Genomic DNA, 25958 nt, shown 5'->3' with positions numbered 1-25958 from the left:
GCTCTGTGAGATGCAGTAATCGGTAATCGAAGTAAGGTGCGGAGTACGCACCCTACTTCATTAGGTTATGCGTCCAAGACTGTATCCTCAATCGCAAAGCAAACTCGGAGAAGTCAGCACAAAGACATCCCTGGTTCCCACCCCTTCAGATTCCGGTTTAATCGGCGTAGTAAAGTGGAAAAACTCGTGGTCGTTAACTAACAGCAATTCCCCTGGCTGCAGAACTTTATTAAAAACAGGCTTCTCTTTTTTAGCCAAGTACAAATGCGTTTCCCCGCCTACAATATTAGTTCTGTCAACTGAGAAAATCCCGATAAAGTCAGTACCGTCTTGGTGAATGCCTTCCGGTGCGGGGTTGCCGAAATTGTGCGGCGAACAAGTCGTCCTGATTTGATGGATGCCGATTTCAGCTTCCGGGTGAATTTTGCAGGAATCGAAAAAAGCAAAAATCATCTGTTTGAAATTATCGAGCGCAATTAGCCGATCGTCCAATTCGGCAAATTCCCGCCTGATATCACCCACTAGCGGATTGTATGTTTTGCTTTGATACAAATAGCCGTGAGGTAACTTAACTAACTCATTTCCGTTGACTGCAAACCGCGATAATCTTCTCGAACGATACTTACCTTTCACATACGGATCGACAGGCATATCGTCAAAAAATTCCTTAAAACCTTCTAGCTTAATCGAGTTTACTTTTTTGAAAGTAAACATGAAGGCATAATCCAAATGAATGGATTCTAATACTGTTTTCATAGATTTTACTCCCTGAAGCCTTGCTCCCCTCCCTAATTTTGCCTGGAGGAGGTGTATGCTTCTACTCTAGCGCAGGATTTTTGTATGTGTCGTAAAAAACACTACTAAAATTGCAAAGATATCGTAAAGACGACAAGATGAATTGGGGAGCTGGTTTTTCTTTTAATCCAAAATCCCCAATCCAAAATCTAAAATCGATTCACTGCTTTCACCAGCGACTGACAGGCCCGCAGGAAAACGGCAACATCGACCCCAAGTGCGACGTACTGAACGCCAGCATCAATCCACTGCTGGGCGATTTCGGGGTTTTCGGCAAAAGTACCGGCGGCTTTGCCTGCTTTGCGGATGGTTTGGACTGCCTCCTGCATCATGTCGATGACTCGGGGATCGCGGACTTGGCCGGGAATGCCGATCGACTGTGACAGATCGTAAGGCCCTAGAAAAATCACGTCCAACTCTGGGACAGTCACTATTTCTGCCAGGTTGTCGATGCCAGCTTTGCCTTCGACATGAATCACAACCAAGGATTCTTCGTTGAGTTTGTCGGTGATATTTGTACCTGCGGCGGTGTAAAGTCCCGCCCGCGTAGCGAAGGAAAGGCCTCGCGTGCCCAGAGGACTGTATTTAGCGCTTTTGACAGCGGTTTCGGCATCGATTTTGCTTTCTATTTGAGGTACTTGAACGCCTGCACTGCCGATATCGAGAGCTCGTTGAATTTGCGGCCCGTCGTTTTTGCGGACGCGAATAATCGGTGCAATTCCAGTGCAGTCGGCGGCGCGACACAAATCTTCAGCAGCAAGCGGGTTCAGGGGGCCGTGTTCCATATCGATAACGGCGAAATCGAATCCAGCGTGACCGCATATTTCCATGAATGCGGGATAAGCGCAGTTCATAAATAAACCGAGGACGGTTTCGCCTTGTTTAATTTTTTGTTTTAGTTGGTTTTGACGCATAAATTTGGAGTTTTTTTACCGTCGCTGACGATCGATGAACCTAAATTATTTTTAATAATACAGCTAAAATATGGCTGTGACAAATTACTTTAGGTTAAGAGAATAGACAAAAATTTTGTAGCTGCTTTTGCTTCTATTTTAAATGGAATTAAGCATAAAAGCCAACCAAAAATAAACATTCCTAAAATTGGTAAAAATATTGCTCCCACAGAGGGTTCGACTAACCAAGCAAATAAAGAAAACATTCCAATACTGCCAGTTGTCCACAGCCAAAGAATCAGAAGTCCTATGACTATTTTATGTAAAGTCATCCTAATTTTGATGGAACAACCGAACTGTTGAGTGTGTATATCTCCTTCTATAATTGGGAACAATAAATTTCGACCGATGATGATGCGATTAATTTTGAATGTTTTGCCAGAAATTGTTCCTTCATAAGGTTTGGGAAGTGGCGGACCAAAGGGTATAATTATTCTAAAAACTTTGGGAGGAGTAACAACTTCATCCAACCTGCGTAAAACTTCCGAAAAAGTTAAACTGGTGGTAATTGTTAAACTCTCAAAAGGAATCAATGATCTAAAAAATTTGACGATTTTGAGCATAAGGTAGAGCCGACTGTTCAATAGTTGTTGCTGGTATTAATGCCTCTTATCTAAAAAAGTTTTCCCTGACAACACCGCGAAATACCAGTATACTGCAAAATAAACATTTAGATGGCATGAGTGTTTTTCGTGCTATGTCAAAATTAATTCCACAATCTCTGATGAAACTTAGACACTATCTATTTTTGCTCAAAAGTCGATCGATCCTTAGCCTCACCCTCGGCATCATTTCCGCGATTGGGAGCATTTCGCCAGTATTTGCCGCACCTCCGCGCAATCCAGACAATGCAGAAACTTGCGACATTCTAGTAGCAGGCGGCGGGCTCGCAGGCGCTGCTACCGCTTACGAAGGTTTACTGGCGGGGCGCACAGTTTGCCTTACTGAAATTACTGACTGGGTAGGCGGTCAAATTTCCTCCCAGGGAACTTCCGCACTCGATGAAAGAGAGACTCAGCGATCGCTCTTATTTTACCCCCGTGGCTACCTCGAATTGCGGGGGCGGATCGAGGAACATTACGGCCGGCTAAATCCCGGAGGCTGTTGGGTTAGCTATTCGTGTTTCATGCCCTACGACGGTCACAAAATTCTATTTAACATCTTGCAGGATGCAGCTAGAAAAGGCAAAGGCACGCTGAAATGGTTTCCCAATACGGTTATTAAAGAACTAGCAATTACTCCTGCTGTGCCGGGGAATGCGGTTGGGGGCCAACAAATTAAAAGTGCGATCGCCATTCAACACAAACCCGCCACCAACACGCCATCACTCAACACCGAAACTCTTTCTCAAACTATCGAAGAAGCCTATCGCTACGAAAATTCTCCGAGATTTAACAAAACTATTATTCGGTTTATTCCTAAACCACCTAACCAGTCAAATTCTCAACCTAAAGGTGCTGATTGGTACGTTGTAGATGCCACTGAAACAGGCGAATTGATCGGACTTGCCGATGTTCCCTACCGCCTCGGAATTGACCCGCGTTCCCCTCTCGAACCTTCTTCCCCCAGCGCAACCGGCGATCCTTACTGCACTCAAGGTTTTACCTACACCTTTGCGATGCAGGCAACGAAGGAACCGCAGCAGCATCAAGTGCCGTCTTTTTATCAACAATACGCTCCTTACTACAGCTACGAATTGCAGAGATTGGCGAGCTTTCACTTAGTTTTCACCTACCGCCAAATCAGGAGCATGAGACCGGATCAAAAGCGACCTTCAGACCCGAAGCAATTTCCGATTTATCCGGGGGATATTTCGATGCAAAACTGGACTTGGGGCAATGACTATCGTCCCGGTTCTGCCCAGGATAATTTAATTTATTCTCGCGAGCAGTTGGAAGAAGCAGGTCAACTGCAACCGGGGGGATGGATGGGCGGTTTGCGAACGGAAACTTTGCGAAAGGGAGAGGAAAATGCCAAAGGATTTTTCTACTGGCTGGTAACAGGAACTACTGACTCGCAGCTAGGAGAAGGAGTCAAAAAGCCTAATCCAAACAATCGTTTTTTGAGCGGGTTGGATTCGCCGATGGGGACAGTACACGGACTTTCTAAATATCCTTATATGCGGGAGGGCCGGCGCATTATTGGGCGGCCGAGTTTCAATCAGCCTCAAGGTTTTACGGTGTGGGAAGTTGATATGTCTCGCACTGACTTTACGGCTGATTTTTACCGCCAAAATTTGTCTGAGGAAGAGTATCGCAATTTGTGGTTGGCTGTGGGTGGTTTGAATGCGCCTGCTTTGGCTGTGGGAAGTCAATCTGTTGAGGATACAAAATCGCGATCGCGCGCTACGATTTATCCTGATTCTGTGGGTATCGGTCATTATGCGATCGACTTTCACCCCTGCATGACCAACAGTCCGCCGGAAGCACCGGGAAATACCGAACGGGAAGGTACTCGCAAAGCTCAAGGGCAAGCTTATCCCTTCCAAATTCCGCTGCGGGCAATGATTCCCCAGAAAATTGACAATATGTTAGTGGCAGGTAAAAGTATTGCTGTTAGCCACACAGCGGCCGCTGCTTATCGAGTGCATTCTTTTGAATGGTCTGCAGGTGCCGCGGCGGGAGTTACGGCTGCTTTTTCCTTGGAAAAGGGGATTCTACCTTATGAATTAGTGGACGAATTGCCGTCCCGCGAGCCAAACTTAGAAGTGTTGCAGTTGCGATTGCAACAAAATGCCAATCCGATCGCCTTTCCGGGTACTTCTATTTTCAATAGTTCGTGGCAAAATTGGAAATAATCGCAGTTGGTAATCTGTAGCGCTGGCATCCTGCCCGCCCTACAATAAAATTCACTCTTTGTAGAACAGGGTGGAACAGGCTTTCGGGCTTGTTCCTGACACCCGACAATTAACTGGTTACCAAGAAGAGCCTGCGAACCAGTATAAAATAACCAATAACAAAATAGCTGTTTATCAGCTATTTGTCATCCATCTTTCGACAGAAGCAATCAGACACTGCTTTAGTCGGATAATATCAATAATCTCAAAAATATTCCCCGCTTCCCCTTCAAACTCGTCAAAGGTAACGGTCATGTCAACTGCACAGATAACAAGCCCCAATTCCAATAATGCTTATGCCAAACAGTTACTCAGAACCTTAGTAGCAGTCAAAAAAGGGGACTTTTCAGTTCGGATGCCCATAGACCAGACGGGTCTAGCGGGGAAAATTGCTGACGAACTTAACGACATTATCGATCTCAATGAGAGAATGGCGGCCGAACTCGAGCGGATCGGCACAGTTGTCGGTAAAGAAGGCAAAATCGCCCAGCGGGCCACCATCGGCAGCGCCGAGGGGTCATGGGCAGCTAGCGTAAACTCTGTCAATACCCTAATTACAGATTTAGTGCAACCAACCTCTGAAACCGCCAGAGTAATTCGGGCCGTAGCAAAAGGAGATTTATCGCAAACTATCGCCTTAGAAATAGAAGACAGACCCCTCAAAGGAGAATTCCTCCAAACAGCGCAAATTGTTAACACAATGGTTGACCAGTTGAGTTCCTTTGCGTCGGAAGTAACGCGGGTGGCTAGGGAAGTAGGAACCGAAGGGAAATTAGGCGTGCAAGCTGAAGTTAAAGGAGTTGCCGGAACCTGGAAAGATTTAACGGATTCAGTTAACTCGATGGCAGGGAATTTAACAGCACAAGTGCGTAACATTGCCGAAGTGACAACGGCGGTGGCAAATGGCGATTTATCCAAAAAAATTACAGTAGATGTAAAAGGTGAAATTCTCGAACTGAAAAACACGATTAACATCATGGTGGATCAGTTGAGTTCCTTCGCATCTGAAGTAACGCGGGTGGCGAGAGAAGTAGGAACCGAAGGCAAATTAGGGGTGCAAGCTGAAGTGCGGGGAGTTGCAGGAACCTGGAAAGATTTAACGGATTCAGTTAATTCAATGGCTGGCAATCTTACCGCACAAGTACGGAACATTGCCGACGTGACGACGGCTGTGGCAAATGGTGACTTATCTAAAAAAATTACAGTAGATGTTAAAGGTGAAATTCTGGAGTTAAAAAACACGATTAACATCATGGTTGATCAGTTAAATTCCTTCGCTTCTGAAGTAACGCGGGTGGCAAGAGAAGTGGGTTCCGAAGGCAAACTCGGCGGTCAAGCAGAAGTTAAAGGAGTTGCCGGAACTTGGAAGGATTTAACGGATAGCGTTAACTTCATGGCAGGCAGTTTGACAGCACAAGTGCGGAACATCGCTGAAGTGACAACCGCTGTGGCCAAGGGCGATTTATCTAAGAAAATTACCGTAGATGTTAAAGGGGAAATTCTCGAACTCAAAAATACCGTCAACACGATGGTAGACCAGTTAAATTCCTTCGCATCTGAAGTAACCAGGGTTGCTAGGGAAGTGGGAACGGAAGGGAAATTAGGCGTGCAAGCTGAAGTGCAGGAAGTAGCAGGAACCTGGAAAGATTTAACGGATTCAGTTAACTCAATGGCCGGGAATTTAACAGCACAAGTCCGCAACATTGCTGAGGTGACGACTGCTGTTGCTAACGGTGATTTATCTAAAAAAATTACGGTACAGGTTAAAGGCGAAATTTTAGAACTGAAAAACACCATTAACGTGATGGTGGATCAGCTTAATTCCTTTGCATCTGAAGTAACCAGGGTTGCTAGGGAAGTGGGTTCCGAAGGTAAACTCGGCGGTCAAGCGGATGTCCGAGGCGTAGCAGGAACTTGGAAGGATTTAACGGATTCAGTTAATTTTATGGCGGGTAGTTTGACAGAGCAAGTACGGAATATTGCGGCTGTTACTACTGCGGTGGCAAATGGCGACTTGTCGAAGAAAATTACTGTAGATGTTAAGGGTGAAATTCTGGAGTTAAAAAACACCGTCAACACGATGGTGGATCAGTTAAATTCCTTCGCTTCGGAAGTAACTAGGGTTGCGAGGGAAGTGGGAACGGAAGGGAAATTAGGCGTGCAAGCTGAAGTTAAAGGAGTTGCGGGAACTTGGAAAGATTTAACGGATTCAGTTAACTCGATGGCGGGGAATTTAACAGCACAAGTGCGTAACATTGCCGAAGTGACAACGGCGGTGGCAAATGGCGATTTATCCAAAAAAATTACAGTAGATGTTAAAGGCGAAATTCTCGAACTGAAAAACACGATTAACATCATGGTGGATCAGTTGAGTTCCTTCGCATCTGAAGTAACCAGAGTTGCTAGGGAAGTAGGAACGGAAGGTAAATTAGGTGTGCAAGCTTACGTGCGGGGTGTAGGGGGAACGTGGAAAGATTTAACCGATAATGTTAACTTGATGGCGGGGAATTTGACGGCGCAAGTGCGGAATATTGCGGAAGTGACGAAAGCTGTGGCAAATGGCGATTTGTCTAAGAAAATCACCGTCGATGTTAAAGGCGAAATTCTGGAGTTGAAAGACACTATTAACGTGATGGTGGATCAGCTTAATTCCTTCGCTTCTGAGGTAACGCGGGTGGCGCGGGAGGTGGGAACTGAGGGTAAATTGGGCGGTCAAGCTGAGGTGAAAGGAGTTGCGGGAACTTGGAAAGATTTAACGGACAATGTAAACTCGATGGCGGGGAATTTGACAGCGCAAGTGCGGGGTATTGCTAAGGTTGTGACGGCGGTGGCGAATGGCGATTTGAAGCGCAAATTAATGCTGGAAGCTAAGGGAGAAATTGCGACTCTGGCAGATACGATTAATGAGATGATTGATACGCTCGCGACGTTTGCCGATCAAGTTACTACTGTGGCGCGGGAGGTGGGAATTGAAGGGAAATTGGGCGGCCAGGCGAAGGTTCCGGGCGCGGCGGGAACCTGGCGAGATTTGACGGATAATGTGAATGAATTGGCGGCAAATTTGACTACTCAGTTGCGGGCGATCGCCGAAGTGGCAATTGCTGTTACCCGAGGCGATTTAACGAGGTCAATTTCCGTCGCCACGGAAGGAGAAGTTGCGATCGTTAAGGACAACATTAACCAGATGATCGCCAATCTCCGGGAGACTACACAGAAAAATACTGAGCAAGATTGGCTGAAAACAAACCTTGCTAAGTTTACTCGAATGCTACAAGGTCAGCGGGATTTAGAAACTGTTTCTAAACTAATTCTCTCAGAATTGACGCCGCTGGTTTCTGCTCAGCATGGCGTCTTCTTTATGATGGAATCTGTCGAACACGATCCGTTTCTCAAACTGTTAAGTACCTACGCATACCGCGAACGCAAACAGTTAGGAAATAGATTCCATTTAGGCGAAGGTTTGGTAGGACAGTGCGCCCTGGAAAAAGAACGGATACTGTTGACCGAAGTGCCGGAAAACTACGTTAAAATTGGATCGGGACTGGGAGAATCTACGCCGCTGAATGTGGTGGTTTTACCCGTATTATTTGAGGGACAAGTGACGGCAGTAATCGAGTTAGCTTCGTTCCGCCGATTCAGCGAAATACACTTGACATTCCTCGACCAACTTACAGAAAGTATCGCCATTGTCTTAAATACAATTGCGGCGAGTATGCGGACTGAAGAGTTGCTGAAACAGTCACAGTCTTTGGCCGAAGAGTTACAAACTCAGCAAAAAGAACTAACGGAAACTAACAAGCGTCTTGAACAACAAGCGCAGTCACTCCGCGCATCTGAGGAACTGTTAAAGAGTCAGCAGGAAGAGTTGCAACAAACGAATGAAGAACTAGAAGAACAAGCTGAATTGCTAGCGCTGCAAAATAAGGAAGTGGAGCGGAAAAACCGAGATATCGAACAGGCGAGGGGGTTGTTGGAAGAAAGAGCAGAACAGTTGGCTCTAACTTCTAAGTATAAGTCGGAGTTTCTGGCAAATATGTCTCACGAGTTGCGAACTCCGCTAAATTCGCTGTTGATTCTGGCTCGATTGCTTTCTGACAATACTGAAGGCAATTTGACTCTGAAGCAAGTTGAATACACGCGCACAATTTACTCCGCGGGAAATGATTTGCTGGGGCTGATTAATGACATCTTGGATCTCGCTAAGATTGAATCGGGCACGATGTCGGTGGAAATTGAGCAAGTGTTGTTTACGGACTTGCGAGATCATTTGGATCGGACTTTCCGCCAAATCGCCCAGGATAAGAAGTTGAGTTTTAAAATAGAGCTTGAGGCTGGGTTGCCAAAAGGTCTCTATACTGATGCTAAACGGCTGCAACAAGTTTTGAAGAATCTCCTCTCTAATGCGTTTAAGTTTACAGAGCGAGGGGAGGTGAAATTGCGTGCCGAAGTAGTGCGGGAAGGGTGGAGTTTAGAGATAGAAAGTTTAAGGAGTTCCCCTACTGTTTTGGCTTTCTCAGTTAGCGATACCGGGATAGGGATTTCTGCTGAAAAACACAGGGTTATTTTTGAGGCTTTTCAACAAGCAGATGGTAGCACTAGCCGCAAATACGGGGGCACGGGTTTGGGTTTGTCAATTAGTAGAGAAATCGCTAATTTGTTAGGTGGAGAAATTAAATTGACAAGTCATCCTGGTGAGGGTAGTAAGTTCACGCTTTATCTGCCACAAACTTACCAAGAATCGCGCATAATGAATGATACGGGTTCGGGAACGGGCAAGCAAACGCCTCAATTACCCCCTGCTAATTCTCCCGCACTTCCTTTGCCGAATTTCCACTTGCCGATCGCACCTTACCCCTCACCTTTAATCTTTGATGATCGAGAAAATATTGAGAGTGACGATCGCGTGCTGTTGATTATTGAAGATGATGTAAACTTTGCTCGGATTCTGCTGGATATGGCGCAGGAACAGGGTTTTAAAGGTTTGGTGGCTTTGCGGAGCGATATCGGTTTGGCGATGGCTCGAGAGTTCAAGCCAACTGCGATTATGCTGGATCTAAATTTGCCTGTGATGGATGGCTGGACAGTGCTCGATCGCTTGAAGCACGACCCAAGTACGCGCCACATTCCGGTTCACATTGTATCAGTTGAAGAAGGGCGGCAGCGCAGTTTGCAGTTAGGGGCGATCGCTTACTTACAAAAGCCTGTCAGTCGCGAAGCATTGAGCAAAGCTTTGACTGATATTAAGGGGTTTGTGGAGCGACCAGTGAAGAATTTGCTAGTCGTGGAAGACGACGAAACACAGCGTCTAGGTATTGTGGATTTAATCGGTAATCACGATGTTTCTACCACGGCTGTGGGGAGTGGTGCAGAGGCGCTAGAAATTTTGAAATCGGGGCATTTTGACTGCGTTGTACTCGATTTGGGACTACCAGATATGACTGGTTTTGAACTGATAGAGCAGATCAAGCAAGAGGCTACTTTGAAAAGTCTGCCACTTATTATTTATACGGGCAAAGAGTTGACAAGATCCGAAGAAACTCAACTCAAGCGCATGGCGGAAACAATCATTGTTAAAGATGTGCGGTCGCCTGAGCGCCTGTTAGATGAAACAGCTTTGTTTTTGCACCGAGTGCAAGCAAATTTGCCCGAACCAAAGCGCCAAATGCTAGAGCAATTGTATCAAACAGATTCGACGCTGGCGGGCAAAACAGTCTTGATTGTTGACGACGATATGCGGAATATTTTCGCCCTCACAAGTATGCTGGAGCGCCATAAAATGGAAGTTGTGTATGCTGAGAATGGCAGAGAGGGCATTGCTAAATTGCAAAATACGCCTGAGATAAATATTGTGTTGATGGACGTGATGATGCCAGAGATGGACGGTTACGAAACCATGCAAGCAATTCGTAATATGCCTCAATTTGCTTCGTTGCCAATGATTGCTCTGACTGCGAAAGCGATGAAGGGCGATCGGGAAAAATGTATCGAAGCTGGTGCGTCTGACTACATTACCAAACCTGTTGATACGGAACAGTTGCTCTCGCTGCTGCGTGTCTGGCTTTATCGATAATGAAGTCAGTTGTTCACTTGGAAGTTGACTGTTGGCAGTTGTTAGTTGTCATTAGTCAGCAGTCAACAGTCAGCAGTTAACAGTCAAAAATGCCCAATAACCAATTAGTCATTAAAAATGCCCGAAAGCCATGAACTTGAAACAATCGAAATTCAACTCCTACTAGAGGGAATGTTTCGCTATTACGGATTTGATTTTCGCAATTATGCTTTTGCCTCTCTCAAGCGCCGTATTTGGAACACTATTCGCTCGGAACGGCTCACCACTGTCTCTGCACTTCAGGAAAAGGTACTTCACAATCCTGCTTACTTAGATCGTTTACTCCTAGACATTTCTGTCAATGTAACGGCGATGTTTCGCGATCCCAGTTTTTACATTAGTTTCAGAAATAAAGTGGTGCCGCTGTTGCGTACTTATCCTTTTATTCGGATTTGGCACGCTGGATGCTCAACGGGAGAAGAAGTCTATTCTATGGCAATCTTGCTGCAAGAAGAAGGACTGTATGACCGTTGTCGTATTTACGCTACGGACATGAATGAATTAGTTTTGAAAACAGCCAAAACAGGGATATTCCCGCTGAAACAAATGCAAGAATATACGCAACTATACCACCAAGCGGGGGGCAAGAAAGCGTTTTCTGAGTATTACACTGCTGCCTATGAAAATGCGATTTTTCGCTCTTCACTTAAAGATAATATTGTCTTTGCTCACCACAACCTAGCAACGGATAATTCTTTTAATGAATTTAATGTTATTTTATGCCGTAATGTGATGATTTATTTCAATTCACACCTCCAAGAGCGGGTACACAAGCTTTTTTATGAGAGCCTGGGAATGTTTGGAGTTTTAGGACTAGGACATCAGGAGTCTCTGACTTTTACACCTTATGAAAAATACTATGAACCCATTGAAAGTAGTGATAAACTCTACCGGAGGATTAAATAAAAAAAATTTTGAAATAGTGGTTGTGGGCACGTCTTTGGGAGGGCTAGAGGCTCTGACTCTTCTGCTGGCAGATTTGCCACAAAGCTTTCCTTTGCCTGTAGTTATTGTCCAACACCGCCATAAGAGTTCTCAGAATAGGCTTACTTATTTTTTACAAAAGCAAAGCTCTCTCCAAGTCACAGAGGCCCAAGACAAAGAGGAGATCGTACCTGGACGGGTTTACTTGGCTCCTGCTGACTATCACTTGCTAATAGAATCGCCCTCTGACGAGGAGTTTATCCTGTATGAAAACGAATTTACAGAATGGGGGAGCGTGGCAGTGGAGTCAATCCATAATTCAAACTCCCCAATCCGCAATCGCGGAACTCCTAAATTTGCACTATCAACTGAGGCTCCTGTCTGCTACGCGCGGCCCTCAATCGATGTGCTGTTTGAGTCGGCTGCGGATGCCTTTGGGGAGAAAGTTATCGGCATAATTTTAACGGGAGCTAATTCGGATGGCAGTAAAGGGCTGGCAAAAATTAAAGCTGAGGGAGGATTGACATTCGTGGAGGAACCGGCTTCAGCTCTATGCCCGACCATGCCAGCGTCGGCGATCGCAAATGTTAAAGTAGACTGGATTTTACCCCTCTCTAAAATCGCTCCCTGTTTAGTCAATTTGCTAAGAATGAAAGATTAAAAAAATTATGAATCTGCAGTCCCCCCATCGAGTAAATGTCCTTTTAGTTGACGATCGCCCAGAAAATTTGGTAGCTCTAGAAGCTATCCTCAACAGTCCCTCTTATCATCTAGTACAAGCTAGTTCGGGCGCGGAGGCTCTGAGATGTCTGCTTAATGAAGATTTTGCAGTAATTTTGCTTGATGTGCAGATGCCGGGAATGGATGGATTTGAGACAGCAACCTTGATTCGCTCTAGAGATCGATCGCGAGCGACTCCGATTATTTTTATCACAGCATTCAGCAGTAATGACACCCACGTGTTTAAAGGTTATTCTCTGGGTGCGGTGGATTACCTGTTCAAACCCTTAGAACCGGAAATATTGACCTCGAAGGTGCAGGTATTTGTGGAATTGTTCCAAAAAACAGTCGAGGTGAGACAGCAAGCAACACAGTTAGCTGCTGTTAATAGTGAACTAAGTAAAAGTGAAGAGCGGTTTCGCACTTTGTGTGCTTGTTCACCCCTGGGAATTTACTTAGCTGACGTTGAAGGCCGGTGTACTTACATCAACCCGCGTTGTCAAGCGATTTGCGGGTTAACATTGGAGGAAAGTTTGGCAGAGGTTTGGCAGCGGGAAGTTCATCCAGAAGATCGCGATCGCGTAGTAGCAGATTGGTTAGCTTGGATTAAACAAAGCCAGGAATATTCTAACGAGTTTCGATTAGCTGGTAGCGAAACTGTGCGTTGGATTCACGTGCAGTCGTCGCCAATGTTTTCGGATTTGGGAAAATTGATCGGTCACGTGGGTACGGTTAGAGATGTCACAGACCGCAAGCAAGCAGAGGAAGAACGCGGCAGACTAATCCGCGAACAAGTGGCGCGACAAGAAGCTGAGAGAGCTAATCAGATGAAGGATGAATTTCTAGCTATTCTCTCTCACGAGCTCCGTACTCCTTTAAATGCAATTCTCGGCTGGTCTAGGCTGCTTCGTACCAAAACATTTGACCAAGATACTATAGAGAAAGCCCTAGAAACAATTGAGCGTAATGCTAAATCTCAATCTCAACTCATTGAAGATATTTTAGATGTTTCGCGGATTCTGCGCGGGAAACTAAATTTAAATAAGCATCCGATTCGGTTAGAATCTGCGATCAACTTGGCAATAGATTCCTTGCAGCCCCTAGCTGAGGAAAAATCAATAGTCCTAGAATTAACGTGCAGTCCAAATGTAGGTGAAGTTATCGGCGATTTCGATCGCTTGCAGCAAATTGTGTGGAATTTGCTTTCAAATGCGATTAAGTTTAGTCCCCAACAGGGTAAAGTAGAGGTGCGGTTAGAGTCAGTTGGCGATGAGGCTCAAATTGAGATAATTGATAGCGGCATTGGTATCGCTCCTGATTTTTTGCCTTATGTTTTCGATCGCTTCCGCCAAGCTGATAGCAGCACAACTAGGTCTTACGGAGGTTTGGGCCTGGGATTGGCGATCGTCCGTCACTTGGTGGAACTGCACGGCGGTAAGGTGTATGCAGAGAATAATCCGGGCGCGGGTGCGAAATTTACGGTGGCTTTACCTGTGGCACAAAGGAAGACCCAAGGTGCAGGGGATGCTTGGTCGCCGCTCAATGACGCGACAGAGATTCTCCCCACTCTGACTAATTTGCAATTGCTGGTGGTGGATGATGACGATGACACGCGGGAGTTTTTGATTGCTTTACTCGAGGACGAAGGAGCTATCGTGCGATCGGCGGCATCGGTGGCCGGGGCTGTAGCTGCACTGGAGAGTTATTGGCCGGATCTGCTGCTGAGCGACATTGGAATGCCGCAAGCAGACGGCTATGAGTTGATCGCGCGCGTGAGAGAAATGGAAGTGCTCAGGGGTGGAAAGATGCCTGCGATCGCCCTGACGGCCTACGCCAGAGAGGAAGAGCGCAAGCAAGCGCTGGAAGCGGGTTTCCAGGTGCACTTATCTAAACCAGTTGACATAACTAAGTTAATTGCCGCAATTGCTAACCTGACAGGAATGCTCGGAAATCCTGAACCGACAGACTCGGCGGTTAAAACCGCTTTGTTGACCCCCCAATCCCGTGCCGATTAGTGAGAAAAATATTAAGCTAGCTTAAAGGACAAGCGATCGACAGTTCGGAACAAGACATTCGTTTTTCCACAAAAAACTGGATATTTGCCGTTTTTTGCTTCAACCTGCCGTCAAAGTACAAAATTACCCGCCAATCAATACATGAATATTTTTAGCAGTCTGCTTTCTGGTCCAACTCAAGCACCACAAGTCAAAAAACAGCGTCGAGGCATTGAAATTAAGTCGGAACGCGAAATCGAAATTATGCGACAGGCAGGGAAAATCGTTGCAACGGTACTCAAAGAAATTTCCCTAATGGTAAAACCGGGAATGACTACTGCTGATTTGGATGCTTATGCCGAAAGACGCATCCGTGAAATGGGTGCAACTCCCAGCTTTAAAGGCTATCACGGTTTCACGGGATCGATTTGCTCTAGCATTAATAACGAAGTTGTTCACGGCATACCTAGTCCCAAAAAAGTAATTCGGGCAGGAGATGTTCTTAAGGTAGATACTGGGGCATATTATCAAGGTTTTCACGGCGATTCTTGCATTACGATCGCAGTTGTGGAAGTGACTCCCGAATCGGCAAAATTAATCCGAGTTGCAGAAGAAGCTCTCTACAAAGGCATCGAACAAGTGAAGGCTGGAGCTTATTTGCTCGATCTGGCTGGCGCGATCGAAGATTATGTCAAAAGCAACGGTTTTAGCGTCGTTGAGGAGTTTACCGGCCACGGTGTCGGGCGAAATTTGCACGAGGAACCGTCGGTTTTCAATTTCCGCACGCGGGAAATGCCGAACGTGAAATTACGAGCCGGCATGACATTGGCGATCGAACCAATTCTGAATGCCGGTTCTAAGTACACTCGGACGCTTTCTGACAAGTGGACTGCTGTAACGGTTGACAATGCTATGTCTGCTCAGTTTGAGCATACTGTGTTGGTGACGGAAACTGGTTATGAAATTTTGACAGATCGTTCAAAAGTTTAAGTGGAAGGGTTCAACAATAATTTTGAGTTTTGAGTTTCGAGTTTTGAATTAAAGATTTAAACACTTTTTAATCCTTAGATCAAAACCTAACTCAAAGCTCTTGAGTTGGACAACAAGTTTTTAACTTCCTTCGAGGGATGGAGTGACAATAAGACTTAAATGCGGCTAAATTAAAAAATAGTGGTAAAGCGTAAAGGTAACAACTATGTCAGCACGATTATTATTGGTAGATGATGAACCGGGCTTGCGGGAAGCAGTACAAGCTTATTTGGAAGATAGCGATTTTGCGGTTGAGGTTGCCAGTAATGCTCGCGACGGCTGGGAACTTTTGCAGCAGTACAATCCCGATTTGGTGATTTCAGATATTATGATGCCCCAGGTGGACGGTTATCAATTTCTCAAGCAAGTGCGGGAAGATCCTCGCTATAAGGCTTTGCCTGTGGTGTTTTTGACGGCTAAGGGGATGACGAGCGATCGTATTCAAGGCTATCAAGCAGGCTGCGATGCTTATCTTTCTAAGCCCTTCGATCCCGACGAATTAGTAGCAATAGTAACCAATTTGCTGGCCCGCCGCGCGGCTGCTAAGGAGACGAGCGAAAATGCTGAAAGTCCAGATATTGCTGCTTTGACAAGCCAAATGGCGAGAATTGAGTCTTTGCTGAGTGGGCGGAGTTCGATCGCCCAAAGTCCTTCGCCGATTAAAATTGATTTGACTCCGCGAGAACAAAGTGTCTTGGATTTGGTTGCTCAAGGTTTGATGAATAAGGAAATTGCCCGCCGCTTGGAAACTAGCGTGCGTAATGTGGAAAAGTACGTCAGCCGTTTGTTCAGCAAGACGGGTACTAACAGCCGTACTGAGTTGGTTCGCTTCGCTCTCGAACACGGCTTGACGAAATAGGACCCCTTTCGACTTGGCTGGAGGCTCTGCCTCGTCGAGTGGCGTTACCAGGAAGAGCCTGGTAACGAAAATCATCCAAAAACGTAGAAATGTTAAGATATAAGTATTGACAGATATCCGGCGACTGTGGTAGGGCACATCAGCTTGCTGGTGGCAGCGCGGGAGTGCGAAAACTGGTGTGCGATCGAACTTCTCACCCACTTTGCTTTGAGTCTGAGATGAACACTCGCAAAGGCTGGAGAATTACTTAACGGGAAAACCTGACTGTTTAAGAGTTTTCACGTAGTAAATAGAAACGCAAACAGTTGACCGGATATGCTCAGTTAAGCAAACTTGCCGCGAAAAGTCACAGATAAGGTTAGATCCTGTGGAAAAACAAGCCACTATTAATTAATGACTCTGCTCAAAAACGGATACTTGTGAACTGTCACAGAGGTAAGTAGCCCACAATTTTAGACCCTAGTTCAAGCTCTCAGATTCATCTATGGAGTAAATCTAAAATCTAAAATCTAAAATCGACTCACAGCGCTCTAAAGTAGCGGCGGATGTTGAATGTATAGCAGCACCAAAGTTTAGTTTATATCAGGAGGATACCATGAGGAAAATCACGGCGCGACAAACAATAAGTGCCATAGTAGCACTGCCGATCGTACTAATAGCCAATACAACTCAAGCTTTAGCCGCCGATCCCGGTCAGAAAATAGATCCAATTAAGAAAGTTTCGGATTTTGGCGATGAGCTAGATGTTGATATTGGGATCCCAACAACAATCAGCATTGAAGAAAGCGAGGATTGGGATGAACCTGATTTTGCAGCTACTTTAGATATGGAGATTAGTAAATTTATGACAAAAAATCTTCAAGCTGTAATTGATGAGCCACCGCCCATCGTTTATCTCAGTGCTGCAAGGGGTCAGTCAAGCAAGGAATGCCGGATTTCAGCGATATGCGAATAACTGAATCGGATTTGTGCAATTTGGGCGATGGCTCGGAGCCATGCAAACAAAGACTCTTTTGCTGGGTAGAATTTGAGCAACGATCAAGATTTAAGTAAAATCCGGTTGATTTTGCTGGGAATATGCGAATAACAGAGTATGTATTTTTTTGGGTATGCTTTAATGCGATCGGTTAACATAATAAGTATGCAGGCCGAAATAAACTTAACTAATTGATAGTTGCCAGTGATTGGAAATCACCCACAAGAGCAAAAATAAAATTAATCCTAGGGTTCTTCGCAGTGATTTGCCAACGTAAAAACGGGTAAAAGTAAACTTGGAGCAGCCGCTAAAACGGTGAGGAAGTTCTTAATTGCACTTCCCCTGTCGTCGATTAGTTCCATCCGTTACATCCGTTAAAAAATCCGTTGCCGAACTGCCATCCGTTACATCCGTTAATCAATCCGTTACCGAACTCCCTTTTTTCGACAGTTGACAGCACCTATCCTGAGAAAATCTTTCCAATATTAATTATGCTTAATTCGCACTGCCAGCAAGACACCGCAGCACAGCAAAACACAAGTTCGCTGCAAACTCTCACCCGGACTCTGAGAATGTCTCAGGGGCAATTTTCGCTGATTTTGGTGCGGTGCAATTACAGTGCGATGAGAGAGGAAATTGTACGGCAATTGCGGGAGGAGTCGGGGATCGAGATTCGAGAAATTGTCCTGCCGTCATCTGTTAAAACTCTTTACACGACGATAGAAACCAAACTTTCCTGCAGCCATCCGCCAGCTTTAATGGTGTTTGGATTGGAATCGGTAAGTGCGATCGATCGGGTGCTAACTTCTACCAACTACGTGAGGGAAGAATTTCGGAATAATTTTCCCTTCCCGGTGGTGCTGTGGGTGACAGACAAAATATTAAAAAAACTAATTCGGTTAGTAACAGATATCGAAACTTGGACGACAAGTGTTGAATTTGTGATTGGCCCCGACGACTTGGTGGAATTCCTGGGCAAAAGTGCCGATCGCCTTTTCTCCAACATTTTAGAAAGCGGCAATTGGCGTTTAAGTAATTCTGCCATTCTCGGAGCCAATTCTTTGACTGAATTAGAGTCGGCTAGCCAAGACTTGCAAACTTGCAATATCAGGTTAGAACCAGCTATTGAAGCGAGTTTGCAATTTATTCGCGGTCGGCACGAATATGCTTGTCACCGTATCCCGGCTGCTCTGGAATTGTATCAAAAAAGTCTCAACTTTTGGAAGCATCAAGTAGCATTTCTTGGGTCCAAAACAGAATTTAGCAATTTGTTATTTACCGTTCACCCTGCACCAGTGCTAGAGGGAATTATCCTATTCCACATCGGTCTTTGTTACCGCTTCCAAGCAGAACAACACCGCAGCGGCAACCGTCCTTACTGGACGGAGGCGAAAAATTATTTTCAGGAATGTATAGATATTTTAGAACGGGCGGGACGGCCGGATGCCGTTGGTATATTCATCAATCAACTTGGCGAAGTATTGCAGCATTTAGAAGATTGGGATGCACTCTGGAATTTAGCTATCAAAGCTCGGAGGTTACATGAAAATATGAAAAATTTAGCAGTTAATTTGGCTCAAGATTACGGCTTTTTGGCTAGAGTAGCCTTAGAGCAAAAAAACTGGAAAGGGGCGAAAGAATGGGGTTTAATCGCTCTAGACGTTCTCAACTCAAATTTAGAAGCTACGGGACAGGGAACCCCTGTAAAGTCGCAGCATCTAGGCTTATATCTGTTAATTTTAGCAGAGGCTCAGAGTCAGTTGGGTGAGGTGCAGGAGGCGATCGCACATTTAGAGCTTGCTCGCTTAGAAACCGAACCTTGCTACAACCCGCAACTGTATTTGCGGGTTTTAGAAATGCTGCGATCTCTATATTTTCAGCGGGGAGAATATCTCGAAGCATTTCAAATTAAGCAAGATTACCGAGCGGTGGAACACACGTATCGGTTCCGAGCTTTTATTGGAGCCGGAAAATTGCAGCCGCACAGAGAAGCGGTTAATTCCGTCGCCGAAACTGTTGCAAACGCGGCTACTATTGCTGACGAAATTACAGCTTCCGGCAGAGAGCAAGACCTCAACCGCTTGATATATAGGATGAACAATACCCCCGACAAACTGACAGTAATTTACGGTCAGTCTGGAGTTGGCAAAAGTTCAATAGTCACGGGAGGATTAGTACCAGCTCTCAAACAAAAAAAAATAGAAATGCGGACTGTTTTGCCCGTAGTGCTGCAAGTTTATAACAACTGGCCGCGGGAATTGACCAGACAGCTATCTGCTGGGAAAGCTGAAATATTCGATCCGGAAATTGCCGAAGCAGTACCAGAAATTTTTCCGGTAGATTTGACCGTAGAACCAAGCTCAGTCCAGGGAAATCTTATTTCGGGGTTTCAGGGTGGCTCGACTGGGAATAATGAGGATAAAACGGAGCAGTCACAGCCAGTAGAATTAATCATACAACAACAGGCGATCGAATACGAAAATATTCTCAACGAGCTGCAAATAAATTCCGAACATTTAGTGACAGTTCTGATATTTGACCAATTTGAAGAATTTTTTTTCGTGTGGAAAGAGCCAGCGGAAAGACAAATATTTTTTGATTTTTTGCGGGAATGCTTGAAAATAAAATATTTAAAAGTCGTCCTGTGTTTGCGGGAAGATTACCTGCACTATTTGCTAGAATTTTCCCGACCCAAAAACCAGACAGGATTCGTTAACAATGATATTTTGGAGGACATTCTCAGCAAAAATATTCTGTTTTATTTGGGAAATTTTTCGCTGGTCGATGCGCGATCGGTAATTCGCACATTAACTGAACGAGCGCAGTTTTACTTAGAACCGGATCTGATCGAAGAATTAGTCAAAGATCTAGCTGGAGAATTGGGAGAAGTCCGCCCGATCGAACTACAACTTGTCGGCGCTCAACTGCAACAAGAGGACATTAGAACTTTAACTCAATATCAGGAACTAGGAAACAATCCGCAACAAAAATTAGTCGAAAGGTTTCTTGAAGAAGTTATCAAAGATTGCGGTCCGGAAAATGAAGTGGCCGCCCGCCGAGTTTTGTATTTTCTAACAGATGAAGAGGAGATACGTCCCCTAAAAACCCGCGCTGAATTAGCCTCCAATTTGGCTACTTTTGCCGAAGCAGACAAATTAGATTTAGTCTTAGAGCTGTTAGTAAGCTCTGGTTTAGTTTTTCGATGGACGGAACTGCCTGCTGAGCTTTATCAGCTCGTTCACGATTATTTAGTTAGCTTCATTCGCCAGCAGCAAGAATTAGATCAAAAGGCAGAATTTGAGGAACTGCGAAAGCAAAATCAAATTAACCGAGATGAAATTGAACAAATTCGCAAAGACAGAGAGCAAGATGCTTTGCTGTCGGAAGCTAGAGACAAACAGTACCAAGCGGAAGCTCAACTTTACCAAACTCGGAGATGGCAATTGCGGGCGGCGGTTCTAGGAGTGCTTGTACTCGGAGGTGTTTCGGCGATGGCATTCGAGCAAGCGAAACTAGCAGAAAGCGCGCGGCAAGAAGCAGAAAAAAGTCGGACAGATGCCCTAAATTCGGCATCGGAAGCTTTAGTGCTTTCTAATGAAAAAAATCAATTAGGAGTGTTGGGAAATAGTATCAAAATCGGCCGTGATTCTCAGAAAAGTACAGCGCTGCCTGTGGACACTAAAAATCAAATTGCTGAAAGACTCAGACAAGCAGTTTCCGGGGTGCAAGAACGCAACCGTTTCGAGCAGCACAGCAAGTTTGTTTTGGATGTGAGTGTCAGTCCCGACGGCAATTCAGTTGCTTCGGCAAGTGCTGACAAAACTGTTAAATTGTGGACCAAAGAAGGTAAGTTATTAAAAACTTTCAATCACCCGGATAGCGTCACGAGTGTTAGTTTTAGTCCCGATGGGAAAACGATCGCTACTGGTTGTGCCGATCGCACAATTAGAATTTGGCAAGTAGATAACGACAAAAGTGCGATTCCCTACGGGATAGCTTCGCTTCACGGCATTTTATCCGGCCACCGCGATATCGTCACCAGCGTCAGTTTCAGTCCTGACGGCAAAACCCTAGCTTCCGCCAGTCACGACAACACCGTGAAAATCTGGAACCTGGCGAATAAAAAATTGCTGCAAACCTTAACCGGACACAAAGACTGGGTGCTCGGCGTCAGTTTCAGTCCCGACGGCCAAACAATTGCCTCCGCAAGTGTTGACAAAACTGTCAAACTTTGGAACCGAGAAAGTAAAACCCAGAAATTTAAAATTAATCCCAAAACATTAACCAATCATTCTGGAATTGTTTACAGCGTTAAGTTCAGTCCCAATAGTCGAGAACTCGTCTCGGCAAGTGCCGACACCACAGCCAAAATTTGGAATCGAAATGGTGAGGAAATCAGAACTCTCAAAGGACACAACGATGAAGTTGTCAGCGCGAGTTTCAGTCGCGATGGCGAAAAAATCGTCACCGGCAGTGCAGACGATACGGTGAAAGTTTGGAGTCGCAGCGGCACTTTGCTCAATACTTTTCGAGGACATCAAGACGATGTAAGGGGCGTAAGTTTCAGCGGGGACGGCACTATTGCTTCCGCAAGTAAAGACAAAATAGTGAAAATTTGGAAACCGGACAGCACTCCGCTGAATAAGATTTTATCGGGACACGGAGACTGGGTTTACAAAGTCAGTTTTAGCGCTGATAGCAAAACAATTGCTTCTGCTAGCGGGGACAAAACCGTGAGACTTTGGCGGGATGACGGCAGTTTATTCAAAATTTTAGAAGGTCACAAGGATTCTGTTACCTGGGTGAGCATTTCGCCTGATGATAAAACTGTTGCTTCGGCGAGCGACGACAAAACAGTGAAAGTCTGGAGTTTAAACGGCAAACTATTAGATACTCTCAGCCACAGCGGCATTGTTAAAAGCGTGATTTTTAGTCCAGACGGAAAGATAATTGCCGCCGCAAGTGCCGACCGCAAATTGTACCTCTGGCGCTGGAACGGTTCTAAAGCAACTTTGTTTGCAAAACTCGATCACACCAATCCAGTAATTAGCGTTAGCTTCAGTCCCGACGGCAAAACTATTGCTACTGCTACCGCTTCTGAGGACAAGGCAAGCGGGAAGAAAAAGGCTTTTGAAATTACCGGAGAAAAGAGAGTTTACCTGTGGAAATTTAACGGTTCCTCTGCCAAAATTATGAAAACTCTAGACCACCGGGACAGCGTTAAAAATGTTAGTTTCAGTCCCGACGGTAAGACTATTGCTGCTGCTTGTGCTGACAAAAAAGTTTACTTGTGGGGGTTTGATGGAAAGGTAGCAAATTTAACTGAAAAACTCGACCACAGCGATACTGTAGAAAGCGTGAGTTTTAGTCCCGACGGCAAGTTGATTGCGGCGGCGAGTGGGGGAAATACTGTTAAGGTGTGGAATTTTGACGGCAAGAAGGCGCTGCTATCTAAGACGTTAGAATCGAGCGATCGGGTGTTGAGCGTTACTTTTAGTTCGGACAGCAAAACTCTGGCTTTTGCTAGTAGGGATAGGACTGTAATTCTGTTGCCTGTGGAGAATTTGGAACTAAATAATATCATTGCTCGGAGTTGCGAGTGGTTGGGAGATTATTTGCAGAATGACCCGAATGTTGCTGAGGGCGATCGGCTGCTGTGTCTTGGGTTTGGGAAGCAGGCGTTAAATAAGAGGAAGTAAACCTTGTTTGTAGTGAGGAATTCATTTCTCTCTCTGCCGATGAAGAAGGAATTCTCTTCATGACTGCTAACCTAGAGTTTAATTTAGATTACAGTATCTATCTGTTGACTGGTGTTTTTGGCTTTAACTTTGCGCTAAAATTTCCGTAATAAACTGAACTCATTTGGCGGTTCGCCCGCCGCATTAATCCGCAATTCCAACAAAAGGTAAACCGCATGGATGTCAACTCCCAAAATGTCCAACCAATCCCGCCATTCAACGAGACAAACGAGGAAACACCAGAGATAGGTGGCGGTTTGCCCGTAATAGAATATTGGGCAGAACATACATTGTCCCCAGAAGGGCCGAAACTTTGGAAAACTTTGCTGCACAAAAGTGCTTGTTTGTCCTGTTCTTGGGGCACAGGCGGGCAGAAAGGAGGGTTTACAAATGAAGAGGGCGAAAAACTTCAGCGCTGCATGAAAAGCGTCGAAGCAATCTCCGCTGAAATCAAGCCCGCTATCTCAACTCAATTTTTTGAAAAGAAGAGTATTGCAGAACTTCAGCAATTAACTTCAATGGAAGCCGATAGGTTGGGAAGGCTGAGTTTTCCGATGATTTTGCGGGCTGGTTCATCTCATTACGATCGCATTTCTTGGGAAGAAGTTTATCAAATTGCCGAAGCTGCTTTTCGCAAAACCCCGGAACGAGTAGCATCTTACAGTTCCGGCCGCTCTTCCAACGAAGCGGCTTTTCTGCTGCAATTGATGATTAGAGCGATGGGTTCCAATAACTTAGCAGATTGTTCCGATCTCTGCCACGCTCCCTCGACAACTGGCTTAAGCGAAATGTTTGCCACTCGCACCTCGATAGTGAGTCTAGAAAACTTAAAGCAAGCAGATTGCGTCGTGCTCGCGGGTGCGAATTCTGCCTACAACCATCCCCGCTTCATGAACGAATTAATTAAAATTCGCGACAAAGGCGGTAAAATCATTGTAATCAATCCGGTGATGGAAATTGGATTAGTCAAGTTTGGTTCTCCGGCATTTCCCGTCAAGTCGCTCATCCCCGGTTCCGATATTTCCTCCTTATACTTGCAACCAATTCCGGGCAGCGATACGGCGCTATTTGTCGGCATTCAAAAGTCTATAATCGAACAAGGGTTGCTGGACGAAAAATATTTGCAAGCCTATACTGAAGGCTGGGAAGCAGTAGTCCAGCACGCCCGCGAAACCGATTGGGAATCTATTACTAAAACCTGCGGAGTTTCCCAAGCAGAAATTGAGGCAGCAGCCAAAATCATCGGCACTTCAAAGCGGGTTGTATTCGGTTGGGCGATGGGAATTACCCAACACGATAACGGCGTAGATAATGTTTTTAGCATCGCCAACACTGCCTTAATGACAGGAAATGTCGGCAAAGAAGGGGCGGGATTAATGCCAGTCAGAGGACACTCAAACGTCCAAGGATTCGGCTCTATGGGCGTCACTGTGAAGCTGAAAAAAGAAATTCAACAAGCTTTAGAAAAACTGTTAGATCGTCCCCTCAGTTCTGTTAAGGGTTACGAAACTCGATCGCTCATTGAAGCAGCAGATGCAGGCAAAGTCGATACGCTGATCTGTCTGGGCGGCAACTTGTACGGGGCAAATCCAGATTCTAATCAGGCAAAACGCGCTTTAGCCAATGTTGAAACTATTATTTACCTTGCAACTAAACCGAACTTAGGACATTTTAGCGGCTTGGCAAAATACAATACAATTGTGATTCCTGTACTGAATCGATTTGAAAATCCCCATAAAACAACGGTGGAATCAGGGAATAATTTTGTGCGTTTAAATGATGAGGGTGAAACTCATCTCACAAATTCTGATTTGATTCCTGAAGTGCATTTTTTGACAGAATTAGCAAGCAGAATTCACGGTGATTTCCCTGTTGATTGGCGCAGACTTCAAGATACAAAATACGTTCGGCAATTGATTGCTAAAACCATTCCTGGTTATGAAAAGATGGCAACAATTGATGAAACAAAAGAGGAATTCACGATCGGCGGTCGCATTTTTACAGAACCTAAATTTCCTACAGAGTCTGGGAAAGCGAAGATGTTTGTCGCGCCTTTACCTAAGCTGAGATTACCGGAAGCGAAAGAGTTTGGAGGATCGGAATCAACACAGGGTATTGTTGTGGCATTGATGACGGGACGCAGCTATTCTCAGCACAATACTGTGGTTTACAAAATTGATGACAAGTACCGGGGAATGCCGCACCGCAACTGCATTTTGATGAATCGTGCAGATGCAGAAAGCACGGGTTTTCGAGAACATCAGCGGGTTACGGTGCAGGGCAATGTGGGGAAAATGGAAAATGTCGAGGTGATTTATGGGGCGGTTCGTGAGGGTGCTGCTTTGATGTTTTATCCTGAAGTGAATGTGATTTTTCACCCGGAGATTGAAAAGCGATCGGGCACGCCTGCTTACAAGCGCGTACCTGCTTTTGTATACGCGGAAGTATAGAATATCTTATATCATGTCCGGTCGATTAACCATGATTAAGCTTTTGCCTCCGGCCACCAATAGAAATGAGTCAAACCACTGATTAACTGTTTGAGATTTAACAGTTTTCGACATCGCTCAAATAAAACTGCTTCTAATTCATCTAAGTTTTTAAAACAGCGATTGGCTATCGGTTCATTTGTCAGTGGCCACAGTCTTTCTGCTGGTTGGAGTTCCGGCGAGTGTGAAGGCAGACAATACAAATGTATGCCGTCGGGAATTTTCACGCTTTCACTTAAATGCCATCCGGCTCCGTCTACGACTAAAACGACTCTTTTTTTCGGTCCTACTTTCCAATGTCTGGCAAAATCTTCTAAAACTCGCTCGAAAAGCTGGCTGTTGACAAATGGCAGTATCCACCAATATGTTTCTCCTGAACTCGGATGCACAAAACCATATAACCACAACCATTGAAACCGCCAATTAACAACAGCGGTGGCATTACTAAACTCATCCACCCATTCGGGCCTCAAAACAGGTTTCAATCCGAGCCTATGTTCGTCCATTGACCAGACTTCTACGTCGCTTGAAGGGTT

At 45.2% G+C, this 25958-nt stretch carries 14 protein-coding genes; 10 read left to right on the top strand and 4 right to left on the bottom strand.

The annotated features are described in order from the left end of the window. Positions 1-87 precede the first annotated feature (87 nt). The 3 genes from QUA53_RS11025 to QUA53_RS11015 all read right to left on the bottom strand — a co-directional run bounded on the left by QUA53_RS11025 (position 88) and on the right by QUA53_RS11015 (position 2311). A complete protein-coding gene (locus QUA53_RS11025; protein ID WP_333097154.1) occupies positions 88-756 on the bottom strand; it encodes a 2OG-Fe dioxygenase family protein in 669 nt (222 codons plus the stop codon). Between the two features lie 188 nt (positions 757-944). Continuing rightward, a complete protein-coding gene (locus tag QUA53_RS11020; protein ID WP_333097155.1) occupies positions 945-1709 on the bottom strand; it encodes an aldolase/citrate lyase family protein in 765 nt (254 codons plus the stop codon). Positions 1710-1798: 89 nt separating this feature from the next. Then, a complete protein-coding gene (locus QUA53_RS11015) occupies positions 1799-2311 on the bottom strand; it encodes a hypothetical protein (protein WP_333097157.1) in 513 nt (170 codons plus the stop codon). 161 nt (positions 2312-2472) lie between these two features. On the opposite strand from QUA53_RS11015, the gene QUA53_RS11010 reads away from it, so the two are divergent. The 10 genes from QUA53_RS11010 (at position 2473) to QUA53_RS10965 (ending at position 25383) form a co-directional block, all read left to right on the top strand. Further along, a complete protein-coding gene (locus QUA53_RS11010; RefSeq protein WP_333097159.1) occupies positions 2473-4545 on the top strand; it encodes an FAD-dependent oxidoreductase in 2073 nt (690 codons plus the stop codon). Positions 4546-4837: 292 nt separating this feature from the next. Beyond that, complete coding sequence (locus QUA53_RS11005) at positions 4838-10654, top strand: HAMP domain-containing protein (protein WP_333097161.1); 5817 nt, start codon at positions 4838-4840, stop codon at positions 10652-10654. A 117-nt stretch (positions 10655-10771) separates the two neighbouring features. Continuing rightward, on the top strand, positions 10772-11599 hold the full coding sequence (locus QUA53_RS11000; RefSeq protein WP_333097163.1) for a protein-glutamate O-methyltransferase CheR: 828 nt from the start codon (positions 10772-10774) through the stop codon (positions 11597-11599). Next, complete coding sequence (locus tag QUA53_RS10995) at positions 11553-12278, top strand: chemotaxis protein CheB (RefSeq protein ID WP_333161786.1); 726 nt, start codon at positions 11553-11555, stop codon at positions 12276-12278. Before QUA53_RS11000 ends, QUA53_RS10995 begins: the two co-directional genes overlap by 47 nt. Positions 12279-12285: 7 nt before the next feature. Beyond that, positions 12286-14352 carry a response regulator gene (locus QUA53_RS10990; RefSeq protein ID WP_333097166.1) on the top strand — a complete coding sequence of 689 codons (2067 nt, stop codon included), beginning with the start codon at positions 12286-12288 and terminating at the stop codon, positions 14350-14352. A 141-nt stretch (positions 14353-14493) separates the two neighbouring features. Then, positions 14494-15321, top strand: a complete 828-nt coding sequence (gene map / locus QUA53_RS10985) for a type I methionyl aminopeptidase (RefSeq protein ID WP_333097168.1) — start codon at positions 14494-14496, stop codon at positions 15319-15321. Positions 15322-15526: 205 nt separating this feature from the next. Next, complete coding sequence (locus tag QUA53_RS10980; RefSeq protein ID WP_333038110.1) at positions 15527-16219, top strand: response regulator transcription factor; 693 nt, start codon at positions 15527-15529, stop codon at positions 16217-16219. A gap of 595 nt (positions 16220-16814) precedes the next feature. Beyond that, positions 16815-17174, top strand: a complete 360-nt coding sequence (locus QUA53_RS10975) for a hypothetical protein (protein WP_333097170.1) — start codon at positions 16815-16817, stop codon at positions 17172-17174. A gap of 512 nt (positions 17175-17686) precedes the next feature. Continuing rightward, entirely contained in the window at positions 17687-22894 is a 5208-nt protein-coding gene (locus QUA53_RS10970) for an nSTAND1 domain-containing NTPase (RefSeq protein ID WP_333097172.1), read from the top strand. Positions 22895-23109: 215 nt separating this feature from the next. Next, the gene (locus QUA53_RS10965) at positions 23110-25383 is read left to right on the top strand and encodes an FdhF/YdeP family oxidoreductase (RefSeq protein WP_333097174.1); all 2274 of its coding nucleotides are present in this window, start codon (positions 23110-23112) and stop codon (positions 25381-25383) included. A gap of 35 nt (positions 25384-25418) precedes the next feature. Here the strand turns inward: QUA53_RS10965 and QUA53_RS10960 are convergent. Beyond that, positions 25419-25958, bottom strand: a 540-nt coding sequence (locus QUA53_RS10960; protein WP_333248845.1) for an IS630 family transposase, incomplete at its 5' end; no start/stop codon positions are given.

It is taken from the genome of Microcoleus sp. Pol12B3 (assembly GCF_036701355.1).
In the GTDB taxonomy this organism is placed as follows: Bacteria; Cyanobacteriota; Cyanobacteriia; order Cyanobacteriales; family Microcoleaceae; genus Microcoleus.
The sequence above is the reverse complement of the archived record's forward strand: the minus strand, read 5'-3'. Positions and strand labels throughout refer to the sequence as shown.